Genomic DNA, 14,726 nt, shown 5'->3' with positions numbered 1-14,726 from the left:
CGCCGTGCTCGTGAGCTCCTACAGAAAAGCATTAAAAATCAGTAAGTTATATTTTTTGAGCGCTTAACTCAGTTAGTTATGCGTTTTTTACAGGAGTCCACATGAAAGATTTTCTGCTGAAACCCGTCCCCGCCAAGTGGTGCCTGGGTGCGTTTGTTCTGCTGTTTTGGGTCGGGCAAAGTTTTGCGGCATGTTCTTATCTGGGACCAGACAGTAATTCGACCTTCAATGTCACTGTCCCCGCGACCCTTGCTGTGCCAAAGAACACGCCTAATGGGACCGTAGTGTTTCTATCCAGCGCGGTAACGCTATCGGGAGTACAGGGGTTTACGTGTGCTGGTGACGGGTATGGTATCTCCAACAGCAGGGGGGCAACGCAGAAGTCTGATCCCCAGCCTATTGGGACCACTGGGCTTGGCTGGCGCTGGATCTATAACGGAGGGAGAATGAATGGGCACCCCGACGCTGGGACGCTTACTGGTGGTGCGGGACTCAACGGCACGACCAATGCGCTGCAAATTGTCAAAATCGGTGCGGTTTCAGCGGGCACTGTAGCGAGCGGCGTTATAGGAACGTTTCGTTTCGGCAGCCTGGACGTCGTCAGGATGAGCTTGTCCAGAGCAATGATACTGACCGAAGTCAGCTGCCAGACGCCATCAGTCAACGTCGCCCTGGGCAAACATCGCAGCAGCGAATTTGGCGCTGTTGGCAGCACCACCGGGCAGAAAGCGTTCAATATTCAGCTTAATAGCTGCCCGAGTGGGCTAGGCGGAATCAGCTATCGGCTGGACCCGGTCAACACTGCGTTCAATGCAAAACAAGGCATTCTTGCGCTCGATACTGGCGGTGCGACCGGGGTCGGCATCCAGATCACTAACGCTAGCAATAGTGCGATTGCTTTAGGCGAGGTGCATAGTTTTCGCACCGCACCGCCTTCCGGCAACTACTCGATCCCGCTGCGCGCTGCTTACTACAAAACGTCCAATACGGTTACCGGCGGTCCAGCCAACGCGTCCATGCAATTCACCATCACTTATCAATAAGCGCTGCTTTTTAAGATTCGCCTTATGTCCGCCAAAGGACATAAGGCTTACTTTGCTCCTGACAAAAACCAATCCTTTGAATTGAAAAGCATTCCCAATCGTTTGCTGCGCGACAGCGCTGAATCAGGAACAAAGCGCGACCTCTCATGAAACTACGTCAATTCATTGATCCGCTGGACTCGTCATTCTCGACCCCCAAGGCTGCGCGCAAGCTGTTGCACTTGTTCGCCATTGCCTTGGTGCTGGGTTTTTATGCCGGAATCTATAGCTACCTGAGCGCCCGCCTGAGCGAGGAGATTTCTCTGCGTCGCAGTGACATGAATGCGGCGATTTCCGATGCGCAGAGTTTTTTCGTCAGCCGCCAGACACTGCTGAAAACACTCGGCCTTGCCGCCGTGCGTAATGTCACCGCGCCGCAAAACAGTGCCAGCGTCATGCAGGGTGAGGAAGTGCATTTCGGCTTGGGCGCTGGCGACCAAAGCTGGAGCCTCTGGCTGACCAAGCGAACGGTCAGTTACCTGCGTACCAACAAGGTCAATCTGCTCTACGTTGGCAAAGCTGACAGCAGCGAAGTCGTGCGTCTTTTCACCGCCAGCGACACCGTACCTGTGATCCCTGCCGCAGTGCTGGCGCGTTTGCGTCTGGGCGATCATCAGGGCGATATCGCCGACGACGACCTGTGGCTCACGGACCAACATTCGTTGAATGCGTCGTTGTACATTTTTACCCGCCTGGACGAGCGCAGCAGCGAATCCGGCTGGCTAGGCTTTGAGGTCGAGTCGCCAGATCTTATGAGCGCCCTGCACAAGGAGAGCGCCGGGCAATTCATGTTGCTCGACGCTGAAGGTCAACTGATTTTCGCCAGTGCTGATCGGCGTCCGCTGTCGTTGGCCCTTGAGCAACTGAGCGCCAGGCAGTCTTTTGGTTTCGTGGGCAATGGCTGGATGCCTGATCACCTGGCGATCCGCAAGCAACTGGGTTATTCGGACTGGCAGATCGTGTACGCCATCGAGATGCGCTCGCTGCTGCCGGTCCTGGGTCTACCGTTTCTAATTTGCCTGCTGTTGTGCGTGGTCATTACCTGGCTGATGTATCGGTTGGTACGGCGTATTGATCAACGGCTGATCATTCCCGCCGGTCATCGCATCGAAGCACTGGTGGAAAGTGAAGCCTTCAGCCGCGCAGTGATTCAGATCGCGCCAGTTGCGCTGTGTGTCTTGCGTCGTCAGGACGGCGCTGTCGTGCTGGAAAATCCGCTGTCCCAGCAATGGCTGGGCGACGGCAGCGAGCGTCAGCAACTCTGTCATGGCTGGATTCGGCGCGGTTTCGACGACATCGATCAGAACAGCACCGATGAGCTGCAGATGGCGGATGGTCGGCACTTGTACCTGAGTTTCGCTCCCACCCGGTACAAGCGCGAAGACGTGCTGATCTGTGCGTTCAGCGATATCAGCGCGCGCAAACAGGTGGAGGTCGCGCTGGAGCAGGCAAGGCGTATGGCGGACGCGGCCAACGAAGCCAAAACGTTGTTCCTGGCGACCATGAGTCACGAAATCCGCACGCCCTTGTATGGCGTACTGGGTACCCTTGAGTTGCTGGCACGTACGGCGTTGAGTGAACAGCAGAAGAATTATCTGAAGGCCATCGAAGGTTCATCCGCCAACTTGCTGCAGTTGATTTGCGATGTGTTGGACGTATCGCGGATTGAGGCCGGTCAGTTGCAGCTGGAGATCAGTCGCTTCTCGCCCCTGGCGCTGATCGAGGAAGTAATCCAGGGCTACGCCGCAGCGGCACAAAGCAAAGGCTTGCAGCTGTTTGCCTGTATCGATCCGCAACTGCCGGACTGGCTCAACGGTGACGTGACCCGTATCCGGCAGATCCTCAACAACCTGTTGAACAACGCCCTGAAATTCACTGACAGCGGCCGGATCATCTTGCGGGTCCGGCTCGACAGCCGGGACGGTGAGCGGGTCACGTTGCACTGGCAGGTGTCTGATACTGGCAAGGGCATTGCTCACGACAGTCAGCAGCACTTGTTCGAGCCGTTTTATCAGGCCGATGGCAACACCAATGTGGTAGCAGGCACCGGTTTAGGGTTGTCGATCTGCAAGCGCTTGATGCATTTGATGAACGGCAGTATGCGGGTCGTGAGTGAGCCCGGTCTGGGCAGTAGCTTCACGTTGCATTTGTCGCTGGAGCAGTTGCCGACTCTCGGTCACGCACTGTTCGCCAATCCATTGCTGCCAGAACAGGTCTACGTGGTATCGCCGATTCGCGAACTGGCCGAGAACCTCTGCGGCTGGCTGTGCCGCTGGGGCGCCAGGGCGCAAATCGGCGTGCCCGGCGTTAGCGACCAGCCGGATGCTGCAGTGTTGCTCGAAGTGCATCCGGGCCGCGTGCAAGGCTCGCTCGCGCCGGATTGGTCTGGTGCCCGGGTGGTCGCGGCCACCGATATTCATGGCGACACCCTTGGCTCGGCATTTGAGCCGGTCAGCCTCAACAGCCTGCCTGCGCTGCATCGGGCTCTGGCCTCGGCGCAGGGCCAGACTGTGGAATTGAAGGCGCCACTGGACGATACCCGTGCGGCCTTCAATCTCGGCATTCATGTCCTGGTGGCTGAAGACAACGTAATCAATCAACTGATTCTGCGTGACCAGCTGGAAGAGTTGGGTTGTACGGTCGAGCTTGCTGACGATGGCGTTGCGGCGCTGGAAATGTGGCACACGTCTTCCTTCGATTTGATCCTCACCGACATCAACATGCCGCGCATGAACGGTTACGAGCTGGCCGCACAGTTACGTCGGCAGGATTGCAGTCTGCCGATCATCGGTGCCACCGCAAATGCGATGCGCGAAGAAGGCGACAGGTGCATGGAGGCGGGCATGAATCAGTGCCTGATCAAACCGTTTGCATTGCGCGCCCTTTACAACTGCCTTGAACCCTACCAAAGGAGCAGCAATTGAAGCTCTATCGGGTATTGATCGTTGAAGACCACCCCTTTCAACATGAGTACTTGCTGCACCTGTTCAGCGATTTGGGGGGCTTTCACGTCGATGCGGTCTGGGATGGTCCGGCCGCGCTGAAGCGACTGAGTACCAGCCACTATGATCTGGTCGTTAGCGACTTGTTCATGCCCGGTATGGACGGCGTACAACTGATCGAGAAACTGGCCGGGCTGCCTGATTGTCCTGCTTTGGCGTTGATGAGTGTCGCTTCGCGGCGAATGCTGGTCAGCGCCGGGCTGGCGGCCAAGAACCTGGGCCTGAATGTCATCGGGCTGATCTCCAAGCCGGTGGAAGCGACGGCGATCCTGCGTTTACGGGAGGGCCTTGATGCGTTACGCAAACGTAGCAGCGCACCGATTGGCAGCCCGTTAAGGCATGATCGCCAGCGGCTGCTGCAAGCCATGCGCAGCGGTCAGATCCAGCCCTGGTTTCAGCCCAAAAAGTCGTTACAGGATGGACGGATTTGCGGCGCCGAGGCGTTAGTTCGCTGGCTGCACCCACAACTCGGAATGCTGATGCCCGGCGATTTCCTGGCTGCAATCGAGCGGTTTGCGCTGGACGAGGAGTTGCTCTGGGTGATGCTGGAGCGCACCGTCGAGGTACAAGGCCACTGGCGCAAGCGGGGGTACGAGGTTTCGGTATCAATCAACCTGCCGACCCATTTGCTTGACAGTCATGACCTGTCCGACCGGCTTTATGCCCGAGTGCTGGCGCTGGGGGGCGAACCACGCACAATCTGTTTCGAGCTGCTGGAAACCTCGACCACTCAAGCGCTCAGTGCCTATTACGCCGGTGCCTGCCGCTTACGAATGATGGGCTTTGGCCTGGCTCAGGATGATTTCGGCAAAGGCTTCAGTTCTTATTTCAACCTGATCTCCACCCCGTTCAGTGAGTTGAAAATTGACCGATCATTGGTCAGTGGTTGTGTCGAGAACGAAAGCATGGCCGCCGCCTTACAGAGCATCGTCGAGCTCAGCAGCAAGCTGGGCCTGACAGTCACTGCCGAAGGCGTGGAGACACAGGCTGAACTGGCCTTCTTGCGCAAGATTCGGTGTGATCAGGTGCAGGGTTTTCTGATTTGTGCAGCGGTTGCCCCCGAACTTTTTCTTGATTTGTTGCGCGAAGATGGCAAACCGCCAGCACTAAAATAATCTGCTACTGTCTATTCATGAGCATGCCAGGGAATGGCGATCAAGCTGTAAGCAGTGGCGTTGCCACATTCCCTTTATAAACGGCAGCACTTGATGAAACATGAAAGCCTGAAATTAGGTGCCTTGGCGCTAAGCTCTCAGCGGCTTAACAAGTTGCTGCTGATAATGGCCGGGTTGTCCTTGTTGTTGATCGGTACGTGCTGGTGGGCGATTGACCGTGTGCTGGAAGAAGAGCGCGATAAGGTCAATTTTCACTTCGCCCGACTGGTAGAAAGTATCCATGAATATGAGTCCTTTCTGCACAACGTGGCCGACGCTTACGATCGCACCAACCAGAATGTAAAAACCGACGTTCGGCCGATGTCCCGGGTGGAGCTGATGCAGCAGGGCGACGAGCGGGTGTTCCAGAATCGTGGCCTGGCCATGTCTCAGCCATTCACCTTGAGCGAGCGCACCCGCTACAGTCAGGCCGAGTTGCAGGGCGCCTACTCGCTCGGCGTGCAACTGACTGATTACTACAGCACCTTCTGGTCGAGTTCTTATTATTCAGCGCCGCAGACATTTCTGTTTTCGCCGTCGGACCAGTTCAACATCGCGGTACCCGGTATTGATGGATCGCGCAGGCAGGCGGTATTGCTCAAGGGTAACTTCTTCGACGTCACTGGTCGTCTGTTTCAGGCGTTGCTCCAGCAGCGCGGCCAATTGAATGACACGCAGGTGCGCTGGATGCGTGCTCCGCTTGATTTGCTGTCAGGGACCCGAAATATCATTGCGTTTATCGGCGTCGACATCACGCCCGAGATCATGCCCGCCCGGCAGGACAACGGCCTGCTGACGTTCGCTGCGCTGCTCGATGCGGGCAAGTTCAATGAGCTGGATCGCCTGCTTGAACGGCCGATTGATAACGAGGTGACGCTGATTTCCCCTACCGGCGAAGTATTGCTGGGGCTGGCCCAGGATCATATCGACAGCCCCGCCGGCTTGAGCATCGACAGTGATGGCTTGCATTTCAAAGTCAGCTCATCGGGCAGTCAACAGTGGGTGGGTTTGTACACGGTCAGTTATCGGAGCTTCTTTCGTTATGCGCAGTGGCCCCTGCTGGGCATCCTGGGCGTGTTTCTGTTTGCGCTCCTGGCGGGTTGGCGAGTCAACCGCTGGTATCGCACGCAAATAGTCGACCCTGCGCAGCGCGCCAATCGGCGTCTGACCGAGAGCGAAGCGTTCAACCGTGTGATGCTGCACAGCGCTCCGGTGGGGCTGTGTGTGGTGCAACGCAACAACAGCAAAGTCCTGCTGGAGAACCAGCGTGCCCAGGAGTGGCAGGGTACTGCCGAGCTGATCAGCCTGCTCAAGCGCGACTACCAAGATCAGGAACCTCAGGAAGTGCAGATCGAAGTCGCCGGTCGGCATTTGCTGGTGTGCTTCGTGTCGACTCGTTATCAAGGCGAAGACGTGGTGTTGTGCGGCTTCAACGATATCACCCGGCACGTGGATGACGCGCAACTGATGGAGCAGGCCAGGCTTTCTGCCGATCATGCCAGCGCCGCGAAAACCTTGTTTCTGGCAACCATGAGCCATGAAATTCGTACGCCGTTGTATGGCGTACTGGGCAACCTTGAGCTGCTCGGGCTTACTGAACTGAACCCCCGTCAGCACGATTATCTGCAGACCATTCAGCGCTCGTCGTCAATCCTGTTTCAATTGATCAGTGATGTGCTGGACGTATCGAAGATCGAATCCGGGCAAATGGCCCTGGAAACCTCGACGTTCAGCCCACTGGATGTCTTCGAAGATGCCGTGCGCAGTTACGCCGCCACCGCAGGCAACAAGGGCCTGCAGGTGTTCGCCTGTGCCGATGCGAACCTGCCTGCCCAGATGCGCGGTGACAGCGGGCGCATTCGTCAGATCATCAATAATCTGCTCGGCAACGCGGTTAAATTCACTGACTCGGGTCGGGTGGTGCTGCGCCTTAAAGTCACCGATCTGGACCAGACCCATGCCTCACTGCAATGGCAGGTCTCGGACACCGGGCCGGGTATCAGCGAGAAGCAACTGGCTACGTTGTTCAAACCGTTCACACAGGTCAACGGCAGCGAGCGGGCAGGGGGCGCAGGTTTGGGGCTGTCGATTTGTGCGCGTCTCGCCGAACTGATGGGTGCCAAGCTTCGCGTGGTCAGCGAACCAGGTCTTGGCAGCAGTTTCTCGTTGCATATCCGGCTCCCTGTGGTGCCAGGGCCGTTGGCCGATTGTGCCGATATCGAGCTGGATGATGTGGCGGTGTACGTTCGCGCGCCTATGAAAGAACTGGAGCAAAACCTGATCGACTGGCTCAGTCGCTGGGGTGCCAGAGCCATGGTGTTGCCCGACGATTTCAACGGTAATAGTCAGTCCCTGTTGCTCGACATGGGGCAGAGCAACACAGAAGTGGCGATCTGGCACGGCCAGCGCGTTACCGTCAGCGAACGGGGACAAAGCCAGCCGCAGCCAACGGAACAAGGCTGGGAAGTGAGTTCTTTTGATATTCGTGCCATCGCCCGTGCCCTGACCCTTGCGTGTCCCGGTCCGGCGCGTCAGTTGGCATCGAGGCGCACCGACACGACGATCCCTGAAGGGTTGCGCGTGCTGGTGGCGGAAGACAATCCGATCAATCGGGCGATCCTGCAAGAACAGCTCGAAGCGCTGGGCGCTCGGGTAGTGATTGCCGAAAACGGTGAAGAAGCTTTGCAGCGTTGGAGGCCGGAGCTGTTCGACCTGATCATCACCGACGTCAACATGCCGCTTCTCAATGGCTACGAGCTGACCCGTGCATTACGTGCGCGTGATGCGCAGACGCCGATAATCGGGGTCACGGCCAACGCTATGCGCGAGGAAGGCGAGCAATGTCTGGCGGCGGGCATGAACGCCTGGATCGTCAAGCCGTTGAGCCTGAAAACCTTGCGTCAGGCTTTGATCACGCATTGTGCAACTGGTAGTAGCCCCCAACTGCCTTCCCCAGCGGTTGTGCAGGCGGGTGACATGGATGGCTGGATCAGCTTTTCGCCGGCCATGCACCGACTGTTTATCGAAACCATGCAAGACGACATCAACATGGCTGAGCAGGCCCTCGACCAGTCCGACAGCGCAGGTGTGGTGCGGCATTTGCACCGGATGAACGGCTCATTGGCGTCGGTGCGTGCCTCGCAGTTGTCGGCGGCGTGTAATCGACTGGAAATACTGTTGCTGGATAAACCGCTGGATGCTGAATCCGCCGATGCGGTGCGAACTTTGCTAGAACGTCTGGAGGTCATGCTACGTGCATTGCCCACCGATCCTGGAACAGACGAATCGCCATCCAATGGCAGGTAGCTAATGAAGAAAATAAAGGTCGTGATCGCGGATGACCACCCGATCGTACTGTTTGGGCTACGCGAAATCATCCAGCGGGACGGGCGTTTCGAGGTGGCTGCCGAGGCAACCAGTTCCAGCCAGTTGATTGCCGAGCTGACGACTCACGAGCCGGAGGTGGTCATCACCGACTTCAACATGCCGGGGGACTCGACATACGGCGACGGGCTTAAACTCGTCGAGTACCTGATACGGAGATTTGTCAAAACCCAGGTGCTGGTGCTGACGATGATTTCCAATAACCTGATCCTTTCCCGACTGCATGAGTTGGGGGTGGTCGGTGTTATCCAGAAAAATCATCTGCACGAAGAAATCGAGAACGCACTGGATGCTTTGGCGTTGAACCGCAGCTATCGAGGGCCGGTGCAGGAGGCGATTTCAGTGCAGGTCAACACCCAGCAAGTGGATGAACGTTTTGCCAGCCTGTCACCCAGAGAGGTGGAAGTGCTACGACTGTTCGTGATTGGCAACAGCGTCAGCGACATTGCCCGGCAGGTGAACCGCAGCACCAAAACAGTCAGCGCCCAGAAAATCTCGGCGATGCGCAAACTCGAAGTCACCAGCGACCATGCTTTGATGACGTATTGCATCAAGGCGGGGCAGTTTCAGTAGCCTTGTGGGAGCTGGGCTTGCCCGCGATAAGGCTGGAATACCGCCCAGACCTAGCACCTTACACCGGTTGGCCTTGATCTCATGTTCATGATTGACCGGTAGGACCGAATTAATTCGGGAAGACAGTATTTCAGGCGCTACAAATGCAGCGTATGTACCCCACCGGTGTCAGCGCTTGCAGGCAAACATAGGTTTCTCTCGGATATCGGTGACTGCAGAAGCCCAGCGTGCAGGCGGACTATTTCGACTGGCTTGCTCCTGCTGAAACAAAAAATCCCCGGATCAATGAATGACCGGGGATTTTTGTTCTGGCTGAATGCGTGGCGCGCCACGCGGACCATCAGACGTTGAAGCGGAAGTGCAGAACGTCGCCGTCTTTGACGATGTAGTCCTTGCCTTCCAGACGCCATTTTCCGGCTTCCTTGGCACCGGCTTCACCCTTGTACTGGATGAAGTCGTTGTAGGCGATGCACTCGGCGCGGATGAAGCCTTTTTCGAAGTCTGTGTGGATCACGCCAGCGGCCTGTGGTGCGGTGGCACCGACGCGTACGGTCCAGGCGCGGACTTCTTCTACACCGGCGGTGAAGTAAGTCTGCAGGTGCAGCATTTCGTAGCCAGCGCGGATCACGCGATTCAGGCCTGGCTCTTCAAAGCCCAGGGCTTCGAGGAACATGTCCTTTTCTTCGCCGTCATCGAGTTCAGCGATTTCCGCTTCGATCTTGTTGCAGACCGGCACCAGCATCGCGCCTTCTTCTTCGGCGATGGCGCGAACCACGTCCAGCAGCGGATTATTCTCGAAACCGTCTTCAGCAACGTTGGCGATGTACATGACCGGCTTGGTGGTCAGCAGGTGGAAGCCACGAATCACTGCTTTTTCGTCAGCGTTCATGTTCTTCATCAGGCTGCGAGCAGGCTTGCCTTCGGTGAAGTGGGTGATCAATTGCTCCAGCAGGCCTTTCTGAACCACGGCATCCTTGTCGCCGCCCTTGGCGTTGCGCGTGACTTTCTGCAGCTGTTTTTCACAGCTGTCGAGGTCGGCAAAGATCAATTCCAGGTCGATGATTTCGATGTCGCGTTTCGGGTCGACGCTGTTGGAAACGTGAATCACGTTGTCGTCTTCGAAGCAGCGGACCACGTGAGCGATGGCATCGGTCTCGCGGATGTTGGCGAGGAACTTGTTGCCCAGGCCTTCACCTTTGGACGCACCGGCTACCAGGCCCGCGATGTCGACGAACTCCATGGTGGTCGGCAGGATGCGCTTGGGATTGACGATGGCCGCCAATGCCGCAAGGCGCGGGTCCGGCATGGCCACGATGCCGCTGTTCGGTTCGATGGTGCAGAAGGGGAAGTTCTCCGCTGCAATACCGGACTTGGTCAAGGCGTTGAACAGAGTGGATTTGCCGACGTTGGGCAGGCCGACGATGCCGCAATTGAAGCCCATGGTGTTTCCCCTCGAGTGATGTCAGGCCTTCTGGCTGTGCAGGTTTTTCATCGCCCGGTTCCATTCACCGGCGAAGATATCCGGCAGCACGCCGAGGGCAAAGTCGATGCTGGCGTCCAGTTTCTCCTGTTCGGCGCGTGGCGCTCGACCCAGAACAAAACCAGAGACCTTGTTGGCGTCGCCCGGGTGGCCAATGCCAAGCCGCAAGCGGTGAAAAGTATTCTGATTACCGAGCTGCGCGATGATGTCCCGCAACCCGTTGTGACCGCCATGGCCGCCGCCCTGTTTGAACTTGGCAACGCCCGGTGGCAGATCGAGTTCGTCATGCGCCACCAGGATGGCATCGACCGGAATCCGGTAGAAACCAGCGAGCGCCGCTACGGACTGGCCGCTGCGGTTCATGTAGGTGGTGGGAATCAGCAGACGAACATCCTGACCCTGATGAGTGAAGCGTGCGGTCAGGCCAAAGAATTTGCGCTCGGCGACGAGATTGACTCGTTGCGCGTCAGCGATACGCTCAACAAAAAGAGCCCCTGCGTTGTGCCGGGTCTGTTCGTATTCAGCGCCTGGATTTCCCAGGCCAACGATCAGTTGTATGGCAGTCACGACAGGGGCCCTTTTATGGAGTTGTGGTTGAAGCCGCTGCAGGCAGCGGCAAAACTGGAAGAAAACTGCTCATTTACCATGATGTAAACTCCGCGATCCTGCCCGTTTTGCCTGACTTTTACAGCGGTTTCCCGAGCAACTCCGGTATGACCAAGTAATGAATTACTCGGCAGTACCTTCTTCTGCTTCGTCTTCGGTCGGTGCAATGCGTGGAGCGTGGACGTTGGCGATAGCCAGGTCGTTACCGTGCGCCAGAGCAACGAACTCAACACCTTTAGGTGCTTTGACGTCGGACAGGTGAACGATCGAACCGATTTCCAGAGCAGACACGTCTACTTCGATGAACTCAGGCAGATCTTTCGGCAGGCAGCTTACTTCCAGCTCGGAAGTAACGTGCGAAACTTCGCCGCCTTTCTTGACTGGAGCTTCTTCACCGATGAAGTGTACAGGCACGATAGCAGTCAGTTTCTGGCCAGCTACAACGCGAATGAAGTCAGCATGCATCACGTGGCCTTTGGCCGGGTGACGTTGCAGAGCTTTGATGATCACGTTTTGCTTTTTGCCAGCAACGGTCAGCTCGATGATGTGGCTGTAGGAAGCTTCGTTTTCCAGCAGTTTGGCAACTTCTTTGGCCAGCAGGCTAATGGATTCAGGGGCTTTGTCGCCACCGTAAACTACAGCTGGAACCAGGCTTGCGAGACGACGCAGGCGGCGGCTCGCACCTTTCCCCAGGTCGGAACGCAGTTCAGCATTCAAAGTAAAATCGTTCATTTTGTATCTCCAAATTAGCCACATTCGAACTGACGTTTGCGACCGACGTCAGGACGATATGGGCAAAAAAGCCCCGCCCTGACCGAATGTCAGGGCGGGGCGCTTTTCGTCAACAGGGTGTCAGCTCAGGGAAAACCCTTAGCGGAACATCGCGCTGATCGATTCTTCGTTGCTGATGCGGCGAACCGCCTCAGCGACTACCGGAGCGATATCCAGTTGACGGATACGGCTACAGGCTTGTGCTGCAGCGGACAACGGGATGGTGTTGGTCACCACCAGTTCATCCAGCACGGAATTTTCAATGTTTTCGATCGCCCGACCCGACAGCACAGGGTGTGTGCAGTAGGCAAAGACCTTGGCAGCGCCATGCTCTTTCAAGGCCTTGGCCGCATGGCACAGGGTGCCGGCGGTATCGACCATGTCATCGACCAGAATACAGGTACGCCCTTCGACATCACCGATGATATGCATCACTTCAGAGTGATTGGCTTTCTCACGGCGCTTGTCGATGATACCGAGATCGACACCCAGGGATTTGGCAACAGCACGTGCACGCACGACGCCGCCGATATCCGGGGAAACGATCATCAGGTTTTCGAAGCGTTGATCTTCAATGTCATCCACCAGAACCGGGGAGCCGTAGATGTTATCTACCGGAATATCGAAGAAACCCTGAATTTGGTCAGCATGCAGATCAACCGTGAGAACACGATCGATCCCGACCACGGTAAGCATGTCAGCAACAACTTTCGCGCTGATAGCCACACGTGCGGAACGCGGACGGCGATCCTGACGGGCATAACCAAAGTAAGGAATCACAGCAGTGATTCGGGACGCTGAGGAGCGGCGGAAGGCGTCAGCCATCACTACCAGTTCCATCAGGTTATCGTTGGTCGGTGCGCAAGTCGGCTGAATGATAAATACGTCTTTACCGCGGACGTTTTCATTGATCTCAGTAGAAATTTCGCCGTCGGAGAACTTGCCGACAGAAACATCACCTAGTGGGATATGCAGCTGACGTACGACACGTCGAGCCAGATCGGGGTTAGCGTTCCCCGTAAAGACCATCATCTTGGACACGCGCAGTACCTGAAGGCTGAGGGTAACCTGGATGAGTATAGGAAAATGGCAGGGGCGGCTGGATTCGAACCAACGCATGGCAGGATCAAAACCTGCTGCCTTACCGCTTGGCGACGCCCCTGTATTTGTTGCAACGAGTACCCAGTACCCGGTTCCTTTTTAGAGCAGACTTTGCAGCTTGCGATGCAACATCGAAACGTTGCTTCCTTTTGCTACAAACCCCGTAAAGGTCTCTGTAAGAAGGGCCGAGACTTTATCAGCTTCAGCTTTGTTTGGGAAGGCCCCAAACACACAACTTCCAGTTCCGGTTAATTTTGCTTCGGTAAATTTACCTAACAAATTCAAAGCGTTACGTACTTCTGGATAACGCCTTGCTACAACCGGTAAGCAGTCATTTCGACTGTTTCCCTTGGGAACGGGGCGCACTTTAATGGGAGGAGTGTTACGTGTCAACAGTGGATCTGAAAAAATTTCTGCTGTACTTACAGATACTTGCGGCACGAGTACCAGATACCACGGTTCTTCCGGGTCTACAGGGGTGAGTTTTTCACCTACACCCTCAGCAAATGCGGCATGTCCGCGTATGAAAACCGGGACGTCTGCGCCGAGAGTCAGGCCCAGGGCTGCCAGACGATCTTCGTCCCAGCCAAGATTCCACAGATGGTTCAAGCCCAGCAATGTCGTGGCTGCATCAGAACTGCCGCCGCCGATTCCGCCGCCCATGGGCAGGCGCTTTTCCAGCCAGATGTCCATCCCAAGGCTGCAACCGGATTGTTCTTGCAGCGCGCGAGCCGCCTTGACGATCAGGTTACTGTCATGAGGAACGCCGGGAACGTCGGTCTGCAGGCGGATTTCACCGTCCTGGCGAACGGCGAAGCTGAGGTCATCGCCGTAATCGACGAACTGAAACAGGGTTTGCAATTCGTGATAGCCATCGGGGCGACGGCCAAGAATGTGCAGCATCAGATTCAGTTTGGCAGGAGCGGGCAGGGTCAGACGTGCTTCGCTCATGCTTATTGACCCAGTTTGCGTGGCTGCCAGTCCTTGATCACCAGCGTGACATCAAGGTCCTGGCCATGCAGCTTGACGCGCTCGGGCAGCCAATAACCGTTCTGTTCGACATAACTCAGGTATTCAACCTGCCAGCCATCCTGCTCAAGGCTGGCAAGACGGCTGTCACCATCAAGTGTCAGGCGACTCTTGCTGTGCGGAGCGGGCAGGCCACGGACCCACCAGACCAGATGCGACACTGGCAACTTCCAGCCGAGTTGCTCTTCAAGCAGTGTTTCCGGCGTCGGAGCTTCGTATCGACCCTGGTTGGCGACTTCCAGCGCGACGCCGCCGGGACGACCGGTCAGGCGTGCGGCACCGCGTCCCAATGGACCCGACAAGCGAATGTCGTAGTAGTCCTGGCGCTGCAGCCAGAACAGCGTGCCACTTCCGGAGTCCTTGGGGGCGCGAATGCCGACCTTGCCGTTGATCTGCCAGCCGTCGAGGTTGGTCAGTTGTTCTTTGTGCTGACGCCATTGCGCCGGGTCACCTTTGCCTTCTACGGCTTCCCGGGAAGTGAGTCCGGCGCAACCGGCGAGCAGGGCGATGAGGCTGAATACGACTACGTGGCGCAAAAACATAA

The 14,726-nt window shown here is 56.7% G+C and carries 11 protein-coding genes and 1 tRNA gene; 5 read left to right on the top strand and 7 right to left on the bottom strand.

The genetic code is table 11. The features are described from left to right. Positions 1-101 precede the first annotated feature (101 nt). From CKW31_RS21805 to CKW31_RS21785, 5 genes are all read left to right on the top strand, one after another. Positions 102-1,043, top strand: a complete 942-nt coding sequence (locus tag CKW31_RS21805) for a fimbrial protein (RefSeq protein WP_095099944.1) — start codon at positions 102-104, stop codon at positions 1,041-1,043. Between the two features lie 146 nt (positions 1,044-1,189). After that, complete coding sequence (locus tag CKW31_RS21800) at positions 1,190-4,006, top strand: response regulator (RefSeq protein WP_095099942.1); 2,817 nt, start codon at positions 1,190-1,192, stop codon at positions 4,004-4,006. After that, positions 4,003-5,199 carry an EAL domain-containing protein gene (locus CKW31_RS21795; RefSeq protein WP_095099939.1) on the top strand — a complete coding sequence of 399 codons (1,197 nt, stop codon included), beginning with the start codon at positions 4,003-4,005 and terminating at the stop codon, positions 5,197-5,199. Before CKW31_RS21800 ends, CKW31_RS21795 begins: the two co-directional genes overlap by 4 nt. 93 nt (positions 5,200-5,292) lie before the next feature. Next, entirely contained in the window at positions 5,293-8,544 is a 3,252-nt protein-coding gene (locus CKW31_RS21790; RefSeq protein WP_095099936.1) for a hybrid sensor histidine kinase/response regulator, read from the top strand. Between the two features lie 3 nt (positions 8,545-8,547). Beyond that, the gene (locus CKW31_RS21785) at positions 8,548-9,195 is read left to right on the top strand and encodes a response regulator (RefSeq protein ID WP_095099933.1); all 648 of its coding nucleotides are present in this window, start codon (positions 8,548-8,550) and stop codon (positions 9,193-9,195) included. A gap of 340 nt (positions 9,196-9,535) precedes the next feature. Here the strand turns inward: CKW31_RS21785 and ychF are convergent, their stop codons facing one another. The 7 genes from ychF to lolB all read right to left on the bottom strand — a co-directional run bounded on the left by ychF (position 9,536) and on the right by lolB (position 14,724). After that, positions 9,536-10,636 carry a redox-regulated ATPase YchF gene (ychF, locus tag CKW31_RS21780; RefSeq protein ID WP_095099930.1) on the bottom strand — a complete coding sequence of 367 codons (1,101 nt, stop codon included), beginning with the start codon at positions 10,634-10,636 and terminating at the stop codon, positions 9,536-9,538. 21 nt (positions 10,637-10,657) lie between these two features. Next, the gene (gene pth, locus CKW31_RS21775) at positions 10,658-11,242 is read right to left on the bottom strand and encodes an aminoacyl-tRNA hydrolase (protein WP_027902866.1); all 585 of its coding nucleotides are present in this window, start codon (positions 11,240-11,242) and stop codon (positions 10,658-10,660) included. A 162-nt stretch (positions 11,243-11,404) separates the two neighbouring features. Next, positions 11,405-12,013, bottom strand: coding sequence for a 50S ribosomal protein L25/general stress protein Ctc (locus tag CKW31_RS21770; protein WP_095099927.1), 609 nt, complete (start codon positions 12,011-12,013; stop codon positions 11,405-11,407). 138 nt (positions 12,014-12,151) lie between these two features. Beyond that, positions 12,152-13,093, bottom strand: a complete 942-nt coding sequence (locus CKW31_RS21765) for a ribose-phosphate pyrophosphokinase (RefSeq protein ID WP_002552145.1) — start codon at positions 13,091-13,093, stop codon at positions 12,152-12,154. A 46-nt stretch (positions 13,094-13,139) separates the two neighbouring features. Then, positions 13,140-13,214 (bottom strand) — tRNA-Gln (locus CKW31_RS21760). A gap of 38 nt (positions 13,215-13,252) precedes the next feature. After that, positions 13,253-14,104 carry a 4-(cytidine 5'-diphospho)-2-C-methyl-D-erythritol kinase gene (gene ispE / locus CKW31_RS21755; RefSeq protein ID WP_095099924.1) on the bottom strand — a complete coding sequence of 284 codons (852 nt, stop codon included), beginning with the start codon at positions 14,102-14,104 and terminating at the stop codon, positions 13,253-13,255. Between the two features lie 2 nt (positions 14,105-14,106). Then, positions 14,107-14,724, bottom strand: coding sequence for a lipoprotein insertase outer membrane protein LolB (lolB, locus tag CKW31_RS21750; RefSeq protein WP_095099921.1), 618 nt, complete (start codon positions 14,722-14,724; stop codon positions 14,107-14,109). Between the last annotated feature and the right edge of the window lie 2 nt (positions 14,725-14,726).

The sequence above is a fragment of the Pseudomonas sp. Irchel 3A5 genome (assembly GCF_900187575.1).
GTDB lineage: Bacteria > Pseudomonadota > Gammaproteobacteria > Pseudomonadales > Pseudomonadaceae > Aquipseudomonas > Aquipseudomonas folii.
The sequence above is the reverse complement of the archived record's forward strand: the minus strand, read 5'-3'. Positions and strand labels throughout refer to the sequence as shown.

What these genes read in the sequence shown, in the direction of transcription:
- CKW31_RS21805 (WP_095099944.1), top strand. Translation starts at nt 102, where the DNA reads ATGAAAGATTTTCTGCTGAAACCCGTCCCCGCCAAGTGGTGCCTGGGT.
- CKW31_RS21800 (WP_095099942.1), top strand. Translation starts at nt 1,190, where the DNA reads ATGAAACTACGTCAATTCATTGATCCGCTGGACTCGTCATTCTCGACC.
- CKW31_RS21790 (WP_095099936.1), top strand. Translation starts at nt 5,293, where the DNA reads ATGAAACATGAAAGCCTGAAATTAGGTGCCTTGGCGCTAAGCTCTCAG.
- CKW31_RS21785 (WP_095099933.1), top strand. Translation starts at nt 8,548, where the DNA reads ATGAAGAAAATAAAGGTCGTGATCGCGGATGACCACCCGATCGTACTG.
- ychF (WP_095099930.1), bottom strand. Translation starts at nt 10,636, where the DNA reads ATGGGCTTCAATTGCGGCATCGTCGGCCTGCCCAACGTCGGCAAATCC.
- CKW31_RS21770 (WP_095099927.1), bottom strand. Translation starts at nt 12,013, where the DNA reads ATGAACGATTTTACTTTGAATGCTGAACTGCGTTCCGACCTGGGGAAA.
- ispE (WP_095099924.1), bottom strand. Translation starts at nt 14,104, where the DNA reads ATGAGCGAAGCACGTCTGACCCTGCCCGCTCCTGCCAAACTGAATCTG.
- lolB (WP_095099921.1), bottom strand. Translation starts at nt 14,724, where the DNA reads ATGTTTTTGCGCCACGTAGTCGTATTCAGCCTCATCGCCCTGCTCGCC.